General features: G+C 34.3%; 24 protein-coding genes. 14 read left to right on the top strand and 10 right to left on the bottom strand.

Features of this window, described 5'->3' with window-relative positions; translation table 11 throughout:
* Positions 1-62: 62 nt before the first annotated feature.
* Positions 63-1,082 carry a DUF4249 family protein gene (locus GQN54_RS09055; protein ID WP_160633223.1) on the bottom strand — a complete coding sequence of 340 codons (1,020 nt, stop codon included), beginning with the start codon at positions 1,080-1,082 and terminating at the stop codon, positions 63-65.
* Between the two features lie 86 nt (positions 1,083-1,168).
* Here GQN54_RS09055 and panB point away from each other — a divergent pair, with 86 nt between their 5' ends.
* Together panB and GQN54_RS09065 are read left to right on the top strand one after the other, a co-directional pair.
* The gene (gene panB, locus GQN54_RS09060) at positions 1,169-1,990 is read left to right on the top strand and encodes a 3-methyl-2-oxobutanoate hydroxymethyltransferase (RefSeq protein WP_160633224.1); all 822 of its coding nucleotides are present in this window, start codon (positions 1,169-1,171) and stop codon (positions 1,988-1,990) included.
* Positions 1,977-2,675: an RluA family pseudouridine synthase gene (locus GQN54_RS09065; RefSeq protein ID WP_394350982.1), complete on the top strand. Its 699-nt coding sequence runs from the start codon at positions 1,977-1,979 to the stop codon at positions 2,673-2,675. The genes panB and GQN54_RS09065 overlap by 14 nt, the downstream gene beginning before the upstream one ends.
* Here the strand turns inward: GQN54_RS09065 and arfB are convergent.
* On the bottom strand, positions 2,672-3,076 hold the full coding sequence (gene arfB / locus GQN54_RS09070; RefSeq protein ID WP_160633226.1) for an alternative ribosome rescue aminoacyl-tRNA hydrolase ArfB: 405 nt from the start codon (positions 3,074-3,076) through the stop codon (positions 2,672-2,674). The genes GQN54_RS09065 and arfB overlap by 4 nt on opposite strands.
* An 80-nt stretch (positions 3,077-3,156) precedes the next feature.
* Here arfB and GQN54_RS09075 point away from each other — a divergent pair, with 80 nt between their 5' ends.
* The 3 genes from GQN54_RS09075 to GQN54_RS09085 are packed head-to-tail and all read left to right on the top strand — an operon-like array spanning position 3,157 to position 4,594.
* Positions 3,157-3,624: a hypothetical protein gene (locus GQN54_RS09075; protein ID WP_160633227.1), complete on the top strand. Its 468-nt coding sequence runs from the start codon at positions 3,157-3,159 to the stop codon at positions 3,622-3,624.
* A gap of 22 nt (positions 3,625-3,646) precedes the next feature.
* Positions 3,647-4,120, top strand: a complete 474-nt coding sequence (locus tag GQN54_RS09080) for a SixA phosphatase family protein (RefSeq protein ID WP_160633228.1) — start codon at positions 3,647-3,649, stop codon at positions 4,118-4,120.
* A 30-nt stretch (positions 4,121-4,150) separates the two neighbouring features.
* Entirely contained in the window at positions 4,151-4,594 is a 444-nt protein-coding gene (locus tag GQN54_RS09085; protein ID WP_160633229.1) for a DUF1569 domain-containing protein, read from the top strand.
* 75 nt (positions 4,595-4,669) lie between these two features.
* Here GQN54_RS09085 and GQN54_RS09090 read toward each other — a convergent pair whose 3' ends face one another.
* The 5 genes from GQN54_RS09090 to GQN54_RS09110 are packed head-to-tail and all read right to left on the bottom strand — an operon-like array spanning position 4,670 to position 9,410.
* Positions 4,670-5,449: a (Fe-S)-binding protein gene (locus GQN54_RS09090; protein ID WP_394350984.1), complete on the bottom strand. Its 780-nt coding sequence runs from the start codon at positions 5,447-5,449 to the stop codon at positions 4,670-4,672.
* A gap of 22 nt (positions 5,450-5,471) precedes the next feature.
* Positions 5,472-5,903 carry an LNS2 domain-containing protein gene (locus GQN54_RS09095; protein WP_160633230.1) on the bottom strand — a complete coding sequence of 144 codons (432 nt, stop codon included), beginning with the start codon at positions 5,901-5,903 and terminating at the stop codon, positions 5,472-5,474.
* Positions 5,893-7,218 (bottom strand): 4Fe-4S dicluster domain-containing protein, encoded by a 1,326-nt coding sequence (locus tag GQN54_RS09100; RefSeq protein WP_207554866.1) that lies wholly within the window; start codon positions 7,216-7,218, stop codon positions 5,893-5,895. Before GQN54_RS09100 ends, GQN54_RS09095 begins: the two co-directional genes overlap by 11 nt.
* A gap of 51 nt (positions 7,219-7,269) precedes the next feature.
* Positions 7,270-8,244 (bottom strand): MlaD family protein, encoded by a 975-nt coding sequence (locus GQN54_RS09105; protein WP_160633231.1) that lies wholly within the window; start codon positions 8,242-8,244, stop codon positions 7,270-7,272.
* Positions 8,245-8,249: 5 nt separating this feature from the next.
* Entirely contained in the window at positions 8,250-9,410 is a 1,161-nt protein-coding gene (locus GQN54_RS09110) for an N-acetylmuramoyl-L-alanine amidase family protein (protein WP_160633232.1), read from the bottom strand.
* A 152-nt stretch (positions 9,411-9,562) separates the two neighbouring features.
* Here GQN54_RS09110 and GQN54_RS09115 point away from each other — a divergent pair, with 152 nt between their 5' ends.
* From GQN54_RS09115 to GQN54_RS09125, 3 genes are read left to right on the top strand one after another with little or no spacing between them, the layout of a single operon-like run.
* Positions 9,563-12,097, top strand: a complete 2,535-nt coding sequence (locus GQN54_RS09115; protein ID WP_160633233.1) for a putative LPS assembly protein LptD — start codon at positions 9,563-9,565, stop codon at positions 12,095-12,097.
* A gap of 5 nt (positions 12,098-12,102) precedes the next feature.
* Positions 12,103-12,480, top strand: coding sequence for a RidA family protein (locus GQN54_RS09120; protein ID WP_160633234.1), 378 nt, complete (start codon positions 12,103-12,105; stop codon positions 12,478-12,480).
* Entirely contained in the window at positions 12,480-13,112 is a 633-nt protein-coding gene (locus GQN54_RS09125) for a WbqC family protein (protein WP_160633235.1), read from the top strand. The genes GQN54_RS09120 and GQN54_RS09125 overlap by 1 nt, the downstream gene beginning before the upstream one ends.
* Here the strand turns inward: GQN54_RS09125 and GQN54_RS09130 are convergent.
* Positions 13,109-13,582, bottom strand: coding sequence for a DUF4293 domain-containing protein (locus GQN54_RS09130; protein WP_160633236.1), 474 nt, complete (start codon positions 13,580-13,582; stop codon positions 13,109-13,111). The two genes, GQN54_RS09125 and GQN54_RS09130, sit on opposite strands and share 4 nt — an antisense overlap.
* A gap of 145 nt (positions 13,583-13,727) precedes the next feature.
* On the opposite strand from GQN54_RS09130, the gene GQN54_RS09135 reads away from it, so the two are divergent.
* Positions 13,728-14,657: a GNAT family N-acetyltransferase gene (locus tag GQN54_RS09135; RefSeq protein WP_160633237.1), complete on the top strand. Its 930-nt coding sequence runs from the start codon at positions 13,728-13,730 to the stop codon at positions 14,655-14,657.
* On the opposite strand, the gene bshB1 is transcribed toward GQN54_RS09135, so the two are convergent.
* Both bshB1 and GQN54_RS09145 read right to left on the bottom strand, forming a co-directional pair.
* A complete protein-coding gene (gene bshB1 / locus GQN54_RS09140; protein ID WP_160633238.1) occupies positions 14,654-15,370 on the bottom strand; it encodes a bacillithiol biosynthesis deacetylase BshB1 in 717 nt (238 codons plus the stop codon). The genes GQN54_RS09135 and bshB1 overlap by 4 nt on opposite strands.
* A gap of 3 nt (positions 15,371-15,373) precedes the next feature.
* On the bottom strand, positions 15,374-15,901 hold the full coding sequence (locus GQN54_RS09145) for a glutathione peroxidase (protein ID WP_394350985.1): 528 nt from the start codon (positions 15,899-15,901) through the stop codon (positions 15,374-15,376).
* Positions 15,902-16,010: 109 nt separating this feature from the next.
* Here GQN54_RS09145 and GQN54_RS09150 point away from each other — a divergent pair, with 109 nt between their 5' ends.
* The 5 genes from GQN54_RS09150 to ccsA are packed head-to-tail and all read left to right on the top strand — an operon-like array spanning position 16,011 to position 20,412.
* Positions 16,011-16,667: a heme exporter protein CcmB gene (locus GQN54_RS09150; protein WP_160633240.1), complete on the top strand. Its 657-nt coding sequence runs from the start codon at positions 16,011-16,013 to the stop codon at positions 16,665-16,667.
* A 39-nt stretch (positions 16,668-16,706) separates the two neighbouring features.
* Positions 16,707-17,354 (top strand): cytochrome c biogenesis protein, encoded by a 648-nt coding sequence (locus GQN54_RS09155; RefSeq protein ID WP_160633241.1) that lies wholly within the window; start codon positions 16,707-16,709, stop codon positions 17,352-17,354.
* A gap of 2 nt (positions 17,355-17,356) precedes the next feature.
* Complete coding sequence (locus tag GQN54_RS09160; RefSeq protein ID WP_160633242.1) at positions 17,357-17,560, top strand: CcmD family protein; 204 nt, start codon at positions 17,357-17,359, stop codon at positions 17,558-17,560.
* A gap of 11 nt (positions 17,561-17,571) precedes the next feature.
* Positions 17,572-17,979 carry a cytochrome c maturation protein CcmE domain-containing protein gene (locus tag GQN54_RS09165; protein WP_160633243.1) on the top strand — a complete coding sequence of 136 codons (408 nt, stop codon included), beginning with the start codon at positions 17,572-17,574 and terminating at the stop codon, positions 17,977-17,979.
* A gap of 9 nt (positions 17,980-17,988) precedes the next feature.
* On the top strand, positions 17,989-20,412 hold the full coding sequence (gene ccsA, locus GQN54_RS09170; protein WP_160633244.1) for a cytochrome c biogenesis protein CcsA: 2,424 nt from the start codon (positions 17,989-17,991) through the stop codon (positions 20,410-20,412).
* The last annotated feature ends 5 nt before the right edge of the window (positions 20,413-20,417 follow it).

Below are 20,417 nucleotides of genomic sequence, written 5' to 3' on the forward strand. Positions count from 1 at the left end.
ATGACATAAAACAACGGGGAGAAGTCACTTTGGGATGGCAGTTTGTGACAAATAGTCAGTTATTAATTGGTTCTAAAGTTCAAATGTTTGGTCAAATCACTTTCAATTAACTTTTGAATACTTTGAGGGTTGAAGGGTAACTGCTTTTGAGCCACATTTCTATAATTCCTGGAAGAAAATAAACCAATACCATTACTAAGATTAGAATAACTGGGCTTATTTTGATTAATATCATTAGATGGCTTAGTAGCATCAATATAGAGGGATAAATCTTCGTGAGCGGCAGCAATTAAAACTTCTACTCTTGGAAGACGTTTTACGGTGTTGGGAGGTGTTTCAACTGACCTACCGATTACCGTATAAAATAGTTCAGGTGAAAAATCAACTGTCATTACAGTACCTGAGTTAGCTCTGGTATTTGAATTTGCACCTACATAAAAATCAAAATATTTACCCACAATAGTATCATTGGTCGATAAATCAATTTCGTCATAAACCAACCTCAAGGTTACTTCATATTTTACAGCATTTTCACTAGATCTCCAATTAATAGTGAAACTTCTCCCAAAACAATATCCTTCTTCAGAACAGTTTCGAATAAAGCTAACATCAAAGTTTGGATTAGGATCGTTCAATGTCAAGTTATCAATCAAAGATGTTTTACCAGTTATTACTTCTCCAGTTAAATTATTAGTCACTCTAAGTTCATAAAGTTTATCTGCTGATGAAAATGTAATTGGGGCAGTTGTATAATAAACGATATAATCCGAATTATTAAAATATCCTGCCTCTTTACTTACTAAATCACCTTCTAACCGGATAACATTTCCTTCATCAATTATCTCAACATTCAAATCACCCGACTTATAGTTAATAGAATCCTCATATTTAACCATATCATCTGCACTGTTAGAACCAAGAAAAGCTCTATTAACTCGTACAAACTGAGTATCTGCGTTTTGATCCAATAAACAAAAAACATATGAATTAAATTCATAGTCATCATTTAGTTCTACTTCAGTTTCACAACCTACTATAAAAAAGCTAATAACAACTAATATCGACAAGGAGATTCTTTTCATAAGCGCTAAATTACCAATTTTATATTTTCCCAAAATAGATTTTGTAGTTTTGTTAAAACATACTCAAGACACATAAAATAGAGGAAATGTCTACAGGAAAATCAAAAAACACAAAAAGAATTACCACACATACGCTTCATGAAATGAAAGCTCGTGGAGAAAAAATATCAATGCTAACGAGTTATGATTATTCGATGGCAAAAATTGTAGACAAAGCTGGAATTGATATCATCTTGGTGGGAGATTCAGCATCGAATGTGATGGCAGGACATGAAACTACTCTTCCAATTACTTTAGATCAAATGATTTATCATGCATCTTCAGTGGTTCGTGCAATTGAGCATTGTTTGGTTGTTGTCGATTTGCCTTTTGGTACTTATCAAGGTAATTCTAAGGAAGCATTATCATCGGCTATTAGAATAATGAAAGAATCAGGTGCACATGCCGTAAAATTAGAGGGTGGGAGTGAAATTTTAGAATCCATCAGTCGAATACTTTCTGCAGGAATCCCAGTGATGGGTCATCTTGGACTAACGCCACAATCTATATATAAATTTGGAACCTATGTAGTAAGAGCTAAGGAAGAAGAAGAAGCGAAAAAACTGATAGAAGATGCCAAGTTGTTAGAAGAAGCAGGTTGCTTTAGTATTGTACTTGAAAAAATTCCTGCGAAATTGGCCCAATTGGTTTCAGAGTCGGTTTCCATTCCTATAATTGGTATCGGTGCTGGTAATGGTGTAGATGGTCAAGTCCTAGTTATTCATGACTTGTTAGGGATTACCAATGAATTTAACCCTAGATTTATAAGAAGATATAACAATTTATATGAGCAAATTGAGCACTCCGTATTGAGCTATATCAAAGACGTAAAATCCAAAGACTTCCCAAATGAGAATGAGCAATACTAAAAAGTTGAGAGCACATTCTTTGAACGTTCTATATGAAGATAATCACCTTATAGCAGTCAACAAAAGGTCTGGAGATATTGTACAAGGAGATAAGACTGGCGATCAACCCCTAAATGAAATAGTAGCTTCTTTTTTAAAAGCTAAATACAATAAACCTGGAGATGCTTTTGTGGGTACGATTCATCGTATAGACAGGCCAGTAAGTGGCGTTGTTCTTTTCGCAAAAACAAGTAAGGCGCTTGCACGAATGAATGCTCAATTTCAAGACAAAGAGGTACAAAAAACATATTGGGCAGTTGTGAAAAATCAACCACCTCAAACAACTGAAACAGTCACCCATCACCTATTGCGAAATAGGCAGAAAAACAAGTCTTTCGCTTATGCTCATAAATACAAAGATTCAAAAGAATCTAGTCTTAAATATGAAATTATAAAGAAGTTAGACCGTTATTTTTTATTAGAAATAACACCTTATACAGGTCGGCATCATCAAATTAGAGTACAGCTTTCAACTTTGGGATTCCCGATAAAAGGAGATGTAAAATATGGATTTGATCGGACTAATCCTGATGCCTCTATCCACTTACATGCTAGAAAGATTTTCTTCGCACATCCAGTTACAAAAGAACCTGTTGAAATAATCGCACCTACACCTGATGAAGTCATTTGGAATGCTTGTGATTAAAAGTCCTTTTTTCGCAAACTCTTTTTTTCGGATAGCCTTTTCTTCTTGAGTAATCGTTTAGCATTAGCGGCTTTACTTGGTTTACTTGGCTTTCTCTTTTTATTCACTAACAACGCTTTTTGTAGAATTGAATACAATTGCTGTGTTACCAACTCCTTATTTTTTAATTGACTTCTCGATTCAGAATTAGAAATAATTAAATTGCCTTCTTGAGAAATACGATTTCTCAATTTTAAAAGAATTCGCTCCTTTTGAATAGCTGTAAGCAAATTAGAATTTTGAACATTAAATACTAATGTCACTTTAGTTTCTGTCTTATTGACATGCTGTCCCCCTTTACCTCCACTTCGACTCGTTTTATAGCTTATTTCGGCAGAAAGATCGACATCATCAAAATTCATAATTCTTTATAGTTTTAAAGGTGTATTTTAAGAAACTAAATTATATTTGTCTACAATTTAAAGTAACAAAAATACAGATTATGCCAACAGAAATAGAACGTCTATCTGAAGAGGATCAATTGATATTATTAAAATCTCCAGCCATCGTGGCTTTATTAGCAGCCATATCAGACGATGGTGTAGTTAGTAAGCATGAAAGAGCAGAGTCTATTAAATTGGCTCATGTGCGCACCTACTCTTCTCCCGAAATATTGAGAAACTTTTACACCATGGCTGAAAGTCATTTTGTAGATGCATTTGAATCAGAATTAGCTAATTTACCAGAAGGACAAGAAGAAAAAGAAGCTTATTTGGAAAACAAACTAACTGAATTGAATCAGGTCTTGCCAAAACTCAACCAAGTTTATGCAAAAGAACTAGTGGCTAGTTTAAAAAGTTTCGCAAAACATATTTTTGAGTCTGACTCTTCTGTATTAGAATATTTCATACTTCCTATTTTCATGAATAAAATTGAAAAAGAAAGTTTTAATCCAAAAATTGGAGAATAAAACTACCAAAACTTTACTTTTAGTGAGGCACGCAAAGTCCGATTGGACAACAAAGTGCCCTGATTTTGATCGTCCATTAAATCATAGAGGAGAAAGCGATTTAATAGTAATGGGAAATCAATTATCTCAACTTGATTTGAAGATAGAATTAGTTTTAACTAGTCCCGCAAAAAGAACACTATTAACAGCAGAAAGTATTGCAAAATCTATTGGTTATCCAACTAAAAACATTCTAAAAGAGCCTTCCATTTACGAAGGCTCTTTTTATAATTTGAATACTATTATTGAGCAATTAAATAACGATTTGTCTACTGTATTAATAGTTGGACATAACCCCACATTTACCACATTAGTTGAATATTATTCAGGCTCAGCAATAGGAAATTTGCCAACTTTAGGAGTTGCAATTATTACTTTTGATATTACAGAATGGGGAGCCATATCATCAAATGCAGGAACCTTAAATCAGTTTATCTATCCTAAACAATTTGGCTAATCAATAGCTTTTAATCACCTCTATAAAATTATGTTCGAAAAAGAGAAAGTTGACAGCATCATCGCTAGAATAAACTTATTGACCACTAACAGTCAACCAGTTTGGGGCAAAATGTCTGTCAGTCAAATGTTAAGTCACTGTTGCGTTTCTTATGAGTTGGTTTATGAAAACAATCATCCTAAACCAAAAGGAATAAAGAAGTGGTTGCTGAAAAAATTTGTCAAGCCAATTGTAGTGAGTGAAAAGCCCTATAAAAACAACAGTAGAACGGCACCTGAGTTTATTATCGTTGCTGAAAAAGATTTTGATGTAGAAAAAAAGCGATTAATCGAGTATATAATCAAAACGCAAACACTCGGTGAGGCCTACTTTGATCATCTTGAGTCGCATGCTTTTGGAAAATTAACCGTACGAGAATGGAATACACTTTTTTCTAAACACCTAGAGCATCACTTAAAACAATTTGGTGTATGAAACAAATTCCCCTTCTCCATTTATAAAAAAAAGGGAATCATCTGATTCCCCTATTTATATTAAAATTTCAACGCTCTATAAATCATTTGCTTGAGCTATCAACTCAGACAAATCGAAAACTTTCAAGTCTTCTTCTTTATTCTTCGTTTTTACTCCGTCTGTCATCATTGTCATGCAAAAAGGGCAACCAACAGCAACGATATCAGCTTTTGTTTCTATCGCTTCTTCCGTTCTTTCAACGTTAATTTCCTTATTTCCTGGTTCAGCCTCTTTAAACATTTGAGCACCGCCCGCACCACAACAAAGCCCTTTACTTTTACAACGCTTCATTTCAACTAATTCAGCGTCTAACTTTTCAACAAGAGCTCTAGGGGCTTCATACACATCATTCGCTCTTCCTAAGTAGCAAGGGTCGTGAAAAGTGATTTTTTTTCCTTTAAAAACACCACCTTCAACTGTTAGTTTACCTTCATTAATTAATTGTTGTAAAAACTGAGTATGGTGCATTACTTCATATTCCCCTCCTAAAGATGGATACTCATTCTTTAGTGTATTGAAACAGTGAGGACAAGTCGTTACAATTTTCTTTACCTCATAACCATTTAAGACTTGAATATTTCCCATGGCCTGCATTTGAAAAAGGAATTCGTTTCCTGCTCTTTTGGCGGGGTCACCAGTACAACTCTCTTCTGTTCCAAGAACAGCAAAGTTTATCCCAACATGATTCAATATTTTTACGAAAGCTCGTGTTATTTTTTTAGCTCGATCATCAAAACTTCCTGCACATCCTACCCAAAATAATACATCTGCCGTTTCTCCTTTGGCCATCATTTTAGCCATTGTATTCACTTTCATTCCGTTATTGCTCATAATAATACTATCTTTCAAATACTTGTATCTTTTTTTCTATATCAACCAAATCAGTAAACTTTCCGTTGTATTTAGTTGCTCTCACCATATGGTTATCAATCCAATGATAGTTTCCCCCCCTAGGTTTTCCCATTAATAAACCATGAAATTTAAACCCCTTTTTGTTTAACCACTTTTCAGTTACCTCTCGATGCTCTTCTGTTCTGGAAGTAAAATAGGTAATGAAATGTCCTTCATCGTACCACCGATTTATGGTAGTTAGTGCATCTGGAAAATGTTCAGCCGTTTCCATTCGTTCGGGCTCCTCATTTGGGATATCATCACCAATTGTCCCATCAATATCAATCAAATAATTTTTAACATCCGCTGGCAAAACAGGACTGATTTTTTGTCCGTTTACTTCAACCTCCTCTAATTTATTATTCAATTTAGTTTTCATCTCTCCAATTTAATCTATCATTGGTTGCAAACTGCCATGGAGCTCCATTGTTTTCTATATTACTAAGCATAGAAGTTAACTCACTCGGTGCCTTAGAATCTTCCATGATTAGTGAGCGTCGCATATCTACAATAATCGACAATGGGTCAATTCCTACAGGACATGCTTCTACACATGCATTACAAGTGGTACACGCCCACAACTCTTCCTCTGAAATATAATCACCTAATAATGACTTTCCATCTGTATAGTCCTTACCATGGGTATCTATATTCTTACCAACTTCTTCAAGTCGATCTCTCGTATCCATCATAATTTTTCTGGGAGACAACAACTTACCTGTTATATTGGCAGGACATTGTTGCGTACATCTTCCACATTCAGTGCATGAATAGGCGTCCATTAAGTTCTTCCAACTTAAATCGGTTACATCCTTCACGCCAAATCGCTCAGGTTCACCAACGGGTTCTGCTGGGGCTGCATATGGATCCGCTTCTGGATCAAACATCATCGCTACTTCCTTCTGCACTGACTCCATATTACTAAACTGCCCTTTAGGACGAAGCTTGGAAAAGTACACGTTCGGAAAAGCAAGTAGTATATGAAAATGCTTAGAATAAGGTAGGTAATTCAGAAAAGCAAAAATTCCGATAATATGAAACCACCATGTCGCTCTTTCAACGATTATTAATGAGTTAATAGACATTCCATCAATTAAAGGAGCTACCAAGGTTCCACTCACTGGGAATGCTCCTGCTTGAATATAATGATCAGCATTTAATCCTTGTAATAGATAATCTGAGGCATTCATTGTTAAAAAAGCACCCATTAAAAGAATTTCAGCAATTAATATAATGTTTGCATCAGTTTTTGGCCATCCCAACATTTCCTTCAGTCCAAATCGGTTGATTTTCAACACATTTCTTCGAATTAAAAATATAACACACGCCAACAATACACCTAAAGCTAACCATTCAAATGAAAAGATGAGAACATTGTAGAATGGACCCAAAAAGCTAGCAAAAAATCGATGAGTTCCGAAAATTCCATCAATAACAATTTCTAGTACCTCTATATTGATAATTACAAATCCAATATAAACTACAATATGCAGTATACCTGAAACAGGTTTTTTTACCATTTTAGATTGTCCAACAGCCACCATTAGCATTTTCTTCCATCTCTCAGCCTTATTATCTGATAAATCAATATCTTTTCCTAAATTGATATTCCTCGCAATAGTTTTAATGTTTTTTGAAAAAAGCAAAACTGCACCAACGGCAATTAAAATAAAAATGATGTTATCAATTCCCATAATTCGAATCTATGTTAATATTTTTTGTCTCTCTATAACTCTATTCTAGCTCTAGTCTTTATCCTTATTCTTTCGTCCAAAGATAGAAAAATGAACATATCGCTCAGGATTCAATCTCAAATCCAAAAACAATTTATCCAAATCCTTTGCAGCAGCTTCGAGATTAGTATATAATGTGTCATTATTCAGCAACTGGCCTACTGTACCCTCTCCATTTTCAATTTGTTTTAAGACTATTGAAGCCGACTCCATTGCAAGTGCTGCATTATTAATGGTTTGTTTTAAATTTGATTGCGCCAAGGAATCACTGATCTGATTTATGTTAGAAATAGCCTCTGAAAGGTTTTCATTATTATTCTTTAGATTGGTTGATATGGATTCAACATTTGCAAAAATAGCACTAAAGTGTTCCTTCTCTTCTCTGATCATATCATCAATGCGTTTTGCAGTCATTTCAAAAGTTAACAATGACCTTTTTATACTTCCAAAACTTTGATTTAAATCATTCCTGGCATCTTTATTAAAGATGGCACTAACAACCATAATCGCAGAGTCAACAGTTTGAATTAAATCTTCTGCCTTTCTTTTCAAAGGTAGAATTTGCTGATTAACTTCTTCGCTAAGAGAAGCTTCTATATCCGAGTTTAAAGTATCTCCATTTTGAACATAGGTTAGTGAAGTTCCTAACACCAGCTCGATTGATTTTGAGCCCAGAATATCAGCACTAACAATTTTAGCTCTAGTATCAGATGGAACCTCAAAATCTGTATTGTCTATAGAAAATTGAACAATTAAATCTCCATTCATTTTGGGGTCAAAGTAAATTTTTGTTACTCGACCAATTTTAAATCCATTTATAATTACTGGATTGGACACTCCTAACCCATCAACCCTTGGATAGACTCCATAAAGTTTGATTTCTTTAGAAAAAACATCTTTCCCCTTCAGAAAGTTCGCTCCCCAAAATAATAATCCAATAGACAGAAGAACTATAAAACCAACTTTAACTTCTTTCTTTACTTTCATTTATCTTATTTTAAATGCTTTAATGCTTCATTGACAGAAATTCTTTTTCCATCTTTAAATGCAATTACGAACGCATCTTTAAACCCTTTTTCAATGGCGTCTTGTTGTAATTTAGATATCTTATCTAATGAGTTTTCACTACCATAAGTATATCTATACAATCCTCCGGCTTCATAATATTCAACCCCTGAAAGTTGTTTAAAGTTTTCAGGTTTTGTTTCTACCAATTTGGATGACGTCGCCAATTGGACCATAAAGGTAATACCTTCATTTGAGGAGGCACTATTATTCTCTAACTTTCGTTCTGATTTTGTATTCTTTTTTTGGTCCTCTACCATCATTTCAGCTTTCCTTTCAGCCTCATTTATCAGTTCAGCTCTATGTTCAATTTCTGCATTATATTCCTTAAATGCTCTGTAAATTGCTGAGGCTAAATAATCTTGCCCTACATCAGATAATAAAAATTTTTCCTCTGAATGATTGGTTAGAAAACCAGTTTCAATTAATACTGAAGGCATTGTAGTTTGATGCAAAACCAAAAAAGGTGCTTGTTTGACACCTCTATCTCTACGACCTACTCGTTCTCTAAACTGTGTTTGAACCTTCTCTGCAAAAGCGATACTCTGTTGTTGGTACGCACTTTGCATTAATGTTAATGCGATGTACGATTCAGCAGAATTAGGATCAAAATTATCATATTTTGCTTCATAGTTTTCTTCTAAAAGAATAGAGGAGTTTTCTCGTTGCGCCGCCTTTAAATTTGATTCAGATTTTGCATTACCCATCACATAGGTCTCCGTACCAAAAGCATTTGCACCTCCTGCGTTAGCGTGTATGCAAATAAACAAATCAGCTTTATTTTTATTCGCGATTTTAGCACGTTCACTTAGCTCAATAAAAACATCTGTTTTGCGAGTATAAATAACCTGAAGATTTGGAAATGTTTCTTCCAAATACTTCCCTAGTTTAAGTGAAATTGAAAGTGCTACATCTTTCTCTTTTCCAATTGAACCAAGACAACCAACATCCTTTCCACCATGGCCTGCGTCAATTACTACAGTTTTAATCCCGCCAAAAAAATTGTCATCGTTCCCATTTTGAGCAAACAAGAAATTAATATTAGTTAAAAGTACAAGAAATAAACCTAGAATACGTTTTGATTTCATTCTGTAAAATCTGAAATTGATTTAATTTAATTAGCTTTGGCACCTCTAAAATAGAGTATTAGTCTAACAACAAAAATAGTATTATTACCTTGTTATCTAGGGCATTTTTCACACAGTTTTTCATCTTCTCAATGTTAATAACTCAACTATTTTTGAGCGAGGCACTGGTTGCGAAAACTAACGATGCTCCTATTTTTCATTTTCTTCATTTGGATACCAATCAATCTAAAATTGATAGCAATCAGGTAATCAAAGTTGATACCACAATTTCTAAAGACGCTGTAGAACAAAAAACGAATTATAAAGCAAAAGATTCTATGCGGATAGATTTAATTTCTCAAAAAATCTATCTTTTTGGAAGTGCAGAAGTTACCTATGGAGACATCAACTTAAAGGCAGATACAATTATTGTTGACTTACACAATGATTTAGTTTTTGCAAAAGGAAAAACAGATAGTTTGGGAAAGCCTGTTGGGCAACCCGTATTCACCGAAAGTGGATCTTCTTATACAGCTAATGAAATGACCTATAACTTCAAAACTAAAAAAGGAACTATATCTGAAGTGACTACCCAAGAAGGAGAAGGTTATGTAAAAGGTGAAAAAGTAAAAAAGACAGCGACAGATGTATTGTATATAAAGGATGGTTATTACACCACTTGTAACCTTGATGAACCGCATTTTTCTTTAGCTACTTCGAAACTTAAGATAATTCCAAACGATAAAATTGTAACAGGTCCAACTGTTTTAAAAATAGGGGATGTTCCTACTCCCCTTGGTCTACCATTTGGCCTTTTCCCCAATAAAAAAGGTCGATCTTCAGGAATCTTAATTCCAGCCTATGGAGACTCTCCAAGACTTGGTTTTTTTCTGAAAGACGGTGGTTATTATCTGTCCTTTGGCGAGAAAGCAGACTTAAAGCTCACAGGAGACATTTATTCAAAGGGAAGTTACTCAGGAAGAGTAGAATCTAATTATAGAAATAGGTATAAATATAACGGTAATTTTTCACTTTCCTATTCTAATATCAAGGATGGTTATCGAGAATTCCCAACCTACTCTGAAAGTAGAGAATTTTGGGTCAACTGGAGGCACTCCCAAGACCCCAAAGCTCGTCCAAACAGCAACTTTTCAGCTAGTGTCCAAGCGGGTACTAATAGCAACTTTACAAACAACTTAAATAGTGCACCCAACAATTATTTATCTAACAATTTTCAATCGTCTATTACATATAGTAAGCTTTTTCCTAATTCTCCTTTCTCACTAAATGTAGGGGCAAATCACAGTCAGAATACTCAAACCAAAATAGTTTCGATTAGTGCTCCAAATGTTGGTTTAAATATGTCTAGAATTTTTCCTTTTAAAGGAAACAGCACTAAAAATAATCTAGGGAGGAATATCGGAGTTTCTTATTCAGGAAACTTCAAAAATTCGATTGCTGTAGCTGATTCCAATCTATCCATAAATCGATTGGATGATATCATAGCCAATGAAATGCAAAACGGAGTAAAACATAATATTCCCTTGAGCACCTCTACTAAGGTATTGAAGTACTTTACTTTTAACCCAGCTATTTCTTACAATGAGTTTTGGTATTTCAAATCAATTTCTAAGGAGTTTAATACTTCAGCAGGACTCATAGATACCAATGGAAATCCTATTCAAACCTTGGATGTAGACACTACCTTTGGGTTTCAAAGTTCAAGAAATGTCCAATTTTCAGCAGGATTAAGCACTAAGTTATACGGCCTCCTCCAGTTTAAAAAAGGCAAATTAAAAGCCATAAGGCACGTAATGACACCTCAAATTTCATACAGTTTCACACCAGAGGTTAGAGATGGTTTAAGAAGCTATACCGACACATCAGGATCAGAAATTGAATATTCCATTTATGAGAGTGGTGTCTTCGGACGACCAAACACCAACAGGTCTAACCGATTAAATTTCAATTTAATCAATAATTTAGAAATGAAACTAGCAAAACGCAGTGATACAGGTATGACTGTAAAAAAAGTTTCTATTTTCGACAATTTAGGCTTAAGCACCGGTATTGACTTTGAAAAAGACTCGCTTAAGTGGGATGCAGTTCGGTTGAGTGGAAGAACAAGAATTTCAGAAATTTTAAATATCGCATTTAGCGGAACGTTTGACCCTTACGCAATTGATGACTCAACAGGAGTAAGAATAAACAAAACCAACTACTCTGATAATGGAAAGTTTTCTCGATTTACAAATGGTAATATCTCTTTTCAATTGCAATTTAAAGGTGGCGATAAGAAAAAGAAAACAAGTGATAATGCAACTGAAGAAGAGCTTGAATACATAAACAATAATCTAGATCAATTTATCGATTTCTCTATTCCATGGTCCTTTGGAGTTTCCTATGTTATCAATTATAGCAAGCCAGCTTTTGATGAAACGATTACTCAAACCCTAAACTTTAATGGAGAATTAAAGTTGACCGACAAATGGAAGATCGATTTTAATTCAGGATATGACTTTGAACAGAAAGATGTAACTTATACCAATGTAAATATATACAGGGACCTACATTGTTGGGAATTAAGTTTCAATTGGATTCCACTGGGTTTTCAAAAAAGCTATTCTGTAACTATCAACGTTAAAGCTTCAGTTTTGCAAGATTTAAAGCTAAACAGAAGAAGAAATTATTATGATTTAATTAATTAAAAAATATGAAAAGAGTAATCAAGTCAGCTAACGCACCAGCACCCATAGGCCCATATAGCCAAGCAATTTTAATTGAAAACACCCTTTATATTTCTGGACAAATAGCATTAGATGCTAATACGGGAGAACTAGAGAATGAAAATATTCAGAAAGAGACCAAAAAAGTGATGGACAATCTTGGTTCTGTTTTGAATGAGGCCGGAGCAGACTACAGCAACATAGTAAAGTGTAGCATCTTTGTCTCTGATTTAAATAACTTTGCAGCAATAAATGAGGTATATGCTAATTATTTCACCTCCGATTTTCCGGCTAGAGAAACAGTAGAAGTGTCTAGATTACCCAAAGATGTAAATGTCGAAATATCTGCAATAGCTGTTATTTAATGCCTACTCTTTTTTCCACTTCTTACTTCCCTCCCGCTATTCAATATAGCGAATATTTAAAAGCAGATACTTGTTTGATTGAAGCATATGAACACTTCCCCAAACAGACATTCCGTAATAGGACCTATATAATGACAGCAAATGGGGTTTTTATGCTATCTGTTCCACTAGAGAATAGAAAAAACCACCAGTTTACGAAAGATGTTAAAATTTCGTATGCTGAAAATTGGCAAAAGCTACATTGGAGAACCATCTCGAATGCATACCAACGCTCCCCGTTTTATGAATATTACGATTATAAAATAGAACCTCTTTTTAGTCAGAAAAAGCATACCTTTTTATTGGATCTCAATTTAGACATTGAAAACACAATCAGTCAGATATTGAAAGTTGACATTATCAGACAAAAAACAACTGACTTTCACCCAATAGGAACAGATACTTTTAGAGATTTTAGAACTATAATAAGCCCCAAAAATAAATCACTTCAATCCAATATTAGTGAACCGAGCTATCTGCAGGTTTTTGCTGATAAATATCCATTTCAGCAGAATCTAAGTATCCTCGATGTAATTTTCAATCTAGGACCTGAAAGCATATCCCATCTGAAGCAAATAAAATCAACATTTTAACGTAGACGATCAGCTGCCCTAATCATCTTTTCATCCTTCTTTATTGCTTTAATAGCGAGGAAAAGGAAAATTAGTGGAAACAAAGCTAACCAACTACCAGACTCATAATTAACATCCACGTCTATATTAGCAGATTCAGCTAGTTTGGTAGAAACTTGATCTACGAAAAAGAAAATTGCAGCAACAAATGCAGTTTGAAAAAATAAAGCCAATTGAGCTGTTTTGATCTGAATATTGCGTTTTTTAAATAAAAATATAGCTAGTAAAGTAACTAATATCGAAGAGATTGATAAGGCTGGAATCAACCAGTTCTCAAATAGCATTTCTCCAGTTTCTCGATCGATCAACCCAAACAAAGAAAAAACATTTGAGAGTTCCTGATAATTAAAGGTGGCTAACGTTAAACTATATACGAAAGCATTGATTGCCAGTGCAACTAATAAATAAATGGTTTGAATTCGTTGTATCATAGCTCAAAAATAGTTGTTTTTCTTCCAATCAGAAATAAGAAGGATTAAAATTTTACCTTAAAATAAGTTATCGATGCTGACCAAGTAGCAGTCCTTACTTCGTAAAAAAAAGTAGATTTGTGAAAGCAACAATTTAAGTTTCACAATGACCGCCAAGGAAGAGTTCAAATTATTCTGTGAACAAAATGAGGTAGATTTATTCACCTCTTATTGGTGGTGGGCTAATGTTATTGAAAACAATTGGGATGTAATTACTTACAAAAAAGGCAACCAAGTATTAGCCTGTTTTCCTTTTCATTTTAGAAAAAAACTAGGCGTTTCTGCTATTATTCCTCCAGTCTTAACTCCTTATCAAGGAATTGCAATCGCTAAGCAACCAGGCGCTAAAATGGATAAGCAAATCTCACATATTCGAAAAGTACAAGAAGCTATAATTGATCAAATCCCCAACAACTCCTTATTCATTCGACAGTTTAGAGTCAATGACCACTACTTACTTCCTTTTTACTGGAATGATTATGAATTAAAAGTGAGATACACCTACCTACTAAGTACAGAAAAATCTGAGAATGAATTATTTTCTAGCTTAAAAGATACCTTAAGGAAAGAAATAAATAAAGCTAAAAATTCATTACACTATTCAATTTCTGACGATGTAAATAACCTATTCCTATTGAAGCAAAAAAACCACAAAGTAAATTCAGAACCAATAGCTTACAACTTAGAATACTTAAACAAGATCTGTCAGTTGATTCCACTTCAAAAGGCTCAATTAATGGAAATAAAAGAGGGCAATACCGTAATTGCAGCATTGTTAGTAACTTGGGATCACACTCAGATGTATTACACTTGCGGAGCGGTAGACCCTAAATATAAGAACTCTGGGGCTTTAAGTTGGCTTCTATGGGAAGCTCTTCTAAAAGCCAAAAAGCTTCAACTTTCATTCAATTTTGAAGGGAGCATGATCAAACCTATTGAACGATATTTTGCAAGTTTCGGTGGCACACCCACCCCTTTTATTGAAGCAAGAAAAATTTCAACAAAGGTTTTAGAACCATTGCTCAAAAAGTTCTAAAGTAATGATGTTATATCATCTACACCAATCGGCCGTTCAACAGTAAACCCCTCAGCATAATCCACATTGATTAACCTTCCAAAATTAGCCCATCTTCCTTTAATGTGTTTGATGAAATTCTCAGAGGAGATTGGAGATTCCGGCTCTTTTGAATTAGGATCATAAAACTGTGAAGAAAAAGCCATTATCGCTTTCAATTTTGTTTCTACAAAAGGAGTGATATCAACAACAAAATCAGGCTCTAAGTATCTATCTTGAATATAATTAAATATAGACTTTGGTCGCCAAGGCAATTGTTTTTTACCATCCAATTCAGTTTCTACTTTCACCAGACCAGAATAAAAACAAGCATCAGAAATTAATTTACAAGCTCTACCATGATCAGGATGGCGATCTTGAAAAGCATTAGAAAGTACCACGTCGGGCTGGTATTTTCGAATTATTTTTGCGATTTCTATCTGATGTGCCTTATCATTCTGAAAAAAGCCGTCAGCCATTCCCAGGTTTTCTCTAATTTCAATTCCTTGAATTTTAGCTGAATTTGCAGCTTCTACAAGCCTTAACTCTCCACTTCCTCTTGTGCCTAATTCACCTCTTGTTAGGTCTAAGATTCCAACTTTTTTGCCCTGTGCAATTGATTTCAAAAGAGTTCCTGTAGCACTTAACTCAACATCATCTGGGTGCACGCCAATAGCTAATATATCTAATTTCATTATTTACCTTCCTTCGATCCAGTTGATAATTTCATCACATGCAGGACTTTCCTTAGGACTAACCATTCCCTCATAATCACCATTTTGGTCAATCATGAATTTCTGAAAATTCCAAGTTACAGGAGCGTCTTCTACTCCATTCTGTTCTTTGGAAGTTAACCATTGATACAATGGATGAATATCTTCACCTTTGACAGAAATTTTAGACATCATGGTAAAAGTTACTCCGTAGTTCTTACTACAAAACGATTTTATTTCCGCGTTACTTCCGGGTTCTTGGGCTCCAAAATTATTTGCGGGAAATCCAATAATCGTAAAATCTTCCCCACCATACTCTTGAAAAACCTCTTCTAAAGTTTCATACTGAGGAGTTAAACCACATTCAGATGCCGTATTTACAATTAAAACCTTTTTTCCTTTCAAAGATGAAAAATCAAATTCATCTCCATTAATATCTTTTACTTTAAAATCGTGTAAACTCATTTCTTGAGCGTTAAGTTTGATTAATATCATTGGTAAAGTTACCAACATCATTACTAATAGTTTTTTCATGCTTTTTATTATTGGAACAGAAATAGAACCGAAAGGTTTAGGCAAAGATAAAGCAATTGAATAAATTTGCCCAAATAGTATCATCCACGTGATTAAACACATTTTAGCACTTATTCAGAAGGATTTTTTAATGGAATATCGTCAGCGTTATGCGCTTAATGGTATTTTATTGTATGTAGTATCTACCATTTTCGTAGCCTATTTAATTTTTAACGTGCTCGAAGACACAAAAACATGGAATGCCTTGTTTTGGATTATATTGTTATTCTCAGCCACGAATGCTACATCCAAAAGCTTTCAACATGAATCAGATAATCGATTTTTATACATTTACACTCTTGCATCTCCACAGGCTATAATCATAGCAAAAGCCATTTATAATATGTTGCTAATTGTACTAGTTGGAATTGTTCACTACACCTTTTTTAGCTTGTTAATTGGAAACCCCATTGATGGAACTGGTTTATTCATTTCCGGATTATTATTGGGAAGCATGGGTATTGCAACAGTTTTAACTTTCGTAGCTGCAATCGCATCTAAAACCAACAATAACACTACTTTAATGGCGGTCTTGAGCTTCCCAATTATGCTCCCTTTATTATTAACAGTTATTAAGGTTTCTACCTTGGCAAGTGTAGGCTTTGGTTTTGAAGAAGGTGGCATTTACTTGTTGGTTTTAGGCCTTATCAATATCGTCATTCTCACCTTGTCATATATTTTATTTCCGTACCTTTGGAGAGCCTAAAAATGGCATTTTTATACCGCTCAAAAGGCCAATAGTGATATGAAAAATTGGTGGAAAATACTCGCATTTATACTTCTCCTGTTCACCGTTATAGGTGGTTTTCTAATTGAAGTCCCGAAACAAGTAATTCTATATGAAACCATAAGAAATTTATATTTCCACGTTCCGATGTGGTTTACAATGATTTTCTTGTTTCTAATTTCTGTTATCTACAGTATTAAGCATTTATCAAGCTCAAATATGCACCATGATATTGTAGCTAAACAAATGGTAAACACAGGAATTATTTTTGGTATTTTAGGATTAATTACTGGAAGCATCTGGGCTAAATACACTTGGGGGACCTATTGGACAAACGATGTTAAGTTAAATGGGTCTGCAATTACCATGCTGGTATATTTTGCTTATCTCATATTAAGAAACTCTATGGATGAGGAGCAAAAAAGAGCCAGAATAGCTGCCGTTTATAACATTTTTGCGTTTGTAATGTTAGTTGTTTTCATTGGTATTTTACCACGAATGTACGATTCTTTGCATCCAGGTAATGGAGGTAATCCAGGTTTCAATTCGTACGATACAGATAAGAATATGTTGATGGTTTTTTATCCCGCTGTATTAGGATGGATTTTACTCTCTTTGTGGATAGCAAACATCAATATTCGAATAAATAAACTGAAAGAAAAATAATGATGAAAAAGTTTACACTAACCTTACTTTCAATTTTTACTTTTTTGATATCCAATGCTCAAGAGTCGATTGAAATGGCTGATCAATTGAGGTCAGAAGGTAAAATTTATGTTGTGGTAGCAGTTTTAGTCGTAATTTTAATAGGGCTTTTCATTTACTTATTCACCATTGATAAAAAGGTGAGACAATTGGAGAAAGAAAATTAAAGTATTTCTATATGAAAAAGATACATATAATCGGAATAATAATCGTTGCTGTGTCAATTGGAGTAATTCTCAGTACACTAGCCGATGCTGCAACCTATGCTGAGTTTGCTGTAGTAGAAAACAACCCAGGAAAAGAATTTCAGGTAGTTGGAACCCTTGCGGAGAATAGTGAAATAACTTACGACCCAAAAGTAAATGTAGAATTATTTACATTTAATATGGTTGATAACAACGGGATAGAGAAAAAAGTATTTTTCCATGGTGCCAAACCTCAAGACTTTGAAAGGTCAGAACAAGTAGTGGTTACTGGCAAACTGGAAGATGGTGAGTTTCATGCTAACAAAATCCTAATGAAATGTCCTTCTAAATACAATAATGGTAATGATACCGAATTCACAGAAGTGAAGGCAAACTCTTAATTCTAAATAATGGATATCGAATATATTGGTGAAAATATTATTTCTGGTCAATTAGGAAATTTATTAATCATCCTCTCATTTGTTTGCTCTACATTAGCTGCTTTTTCTTACTTTAAAGCAATTAATTCAAGTCCATTAGATGGTGACACTTGGAAAAAAATGGGACGAACATTCTTCCTGATTCATGTGGTTAGCATCATTGGAATTGTAGTTGTACTTTTCTATTTACTTTTCAACCATCATTTCGAATATTATTATGTTTGGCGTCACTCTTCCTCTGACTTAGCCATGCGTTATGTATTTTCTTGTTTTTGGGAAGGACAAGAAGGCAGTTTTTTACTTTGGTCACTGTGGCATGCGGTATTAGGAGTCATATTAATGAAAACGGCTAAGCAATGGGAAGCAGGAACACTAGCAGTTGTTTCTACCGTTCAGCTATTACTCGGCTCTATGCTCTTAGGAGTTTATGTATTCGATGTTCAAATTGGAAGTAATCCGTTCATATTGTTAAGAGAGCATCCGGATATGATCCATTTGCCGTTTGTTCAGAATCCTGATTATTTGAGTTTTGTGGAAGGAACTGGACTTAATCCATTGTTGCAAAACTATTGGATGACTATTCATCCACCGATTCTTTTTCTTGGGTTTGCTTTAACACTAATACCATTTGCTTTTGCATTTGCCAGTTTAGTTGAAAAAAAATACACAGAATGGCTTAAACCTGCTTTACCATGGACATTCGCAGGAATTGCGATACTTGGTCTTGGTGTTTTGATGGGTGGTGCATGGGCTTACGAGGCGTTAAGCTTTGGAGGTTTTTGGGCTTGGGATCCAGTAGAAAATTCATCTTTAGTTCCATGGTTGATACTAGTAGGTGCTGGACACTTAATGCTAATCAATAAAGTAAAGCCCAACTCTATGTTGAGCACCTACTTGTTTGCTCTATTCTCCTTCTTATTAATAATGTACTCTTCCTATTTGACCAAAAGCGGTATTTTAGGAGAAACATCGGTACATTCATTCGCTGATGGATTACCAGGACAGTTGATTTTTATTCTACTTGTACTTGTAGTTGCAGCAGTTTCTTTATTGGTTCTTCGTTATAAAAATCTCCCTAAACAGCAAACAGAAGAAGACCTATGGTCTAGAGAGTTTTGGATGTTTTTAGGAGCTTTGGTGCTTTTAATTTCAAGTTTTCAAATTACTTTTTCGACCAGTATTCCAGTTATAAATGCCATTTTTGGAACCAATATGGCTCCTCCAACTGAGGCCAACGCACATTATAACTCCTGGCAGTTACCACTCGCCACTTTAATCTCAATGTTCATTGGAATCGGACACTATTTAAAGTACAAGAAAACAGATAAAAAACAGTTCTTAAAAGACACCGCATTTTCAGCTATTATATCCCTTCTGATAGCAATTGTAGTAGCTACACAGTTGCAATTTCAACATTATTATCACGGACTATTAATGTTTGCTGCAACATATGCGGTAGTTGCCAATGCAGACTATTGGTTGCGTATACTAAAAGGAAAAATTAAAAAATCTGGAGCTGCAATCGCCCATATTGGATTTGGGTTATTATTGATCGGAGCTTTAATTTCAGCTGGTAATAAGGAAATCATTTCTGTCAATAATTCTGGTATTGAGATAAAAATGAATGAAAATGAAAATGCCAATAAAGAAAACATTATGCTAATCAAAGGCGATACTGTTTTAATGGGCAATCATTTCATTAGTTATGAGGGCAGAGAAAAGGAAGGACATAACATATATTATAAAATCAATTATTACCAACTTGACGATAACGGTAAATATGATACTAAATTTCAATTACGCCCATTTGTGCAATTAAACGAACAAATGGGTAATGTTCCTGAGCCTGCTACTAAACACTTCTGGAATAAAGATATTTTTACTCATGTAACTTATGCAGATCTGGATGACCCCGCACTTGAAGACCCTAATGCCTTCGAAGAGCCAGATACCAACTTGGTTCGAGTTGGAGATACTTTATTTGCTACTAATAGTATTATTGTAGTTAGAGGTATTGATAAAAATATTGATTTAGAATCCAATAATCTTCAACCAACTGACATTGCCGTAGGGTTAAATTTAGAAGCAATGAATGTGAAAGGTCAAACATTCGAAGCTAAACCCATTCTTGTAATTCGTCAAAATAGACTATTTAGCATCTCATCAGAAGTTGAAAATTTAGGGTTGAAGTTCAACTTTAAAAACATCAACACTGAAACTGGAGAATTCACTATTTTGAAGCAAGAGAAAACATCCAATGCCTCTGATTTTATTATCATGCAAGCCATTGTTTTCCCTTACATTAATATTCTTTGGCTAGGTTGCATTATTATGACAATTGGTAGTATAATTGCAGTAATAAATCGGATTCGTTATCCAAAATTAAAATCATAAGAGAA

It is taken from the genome of Acidiluteibacter ferrifornacis, assembly GCF_009909615.1.
GTDB classification, from domain to species: Bacteria; Bacteroidota; Bacteroidia; order Flavobacteriales_E; family Vicingaceae; genus Acidiluteibacter; species Acidiluteibacter ferrifornacis.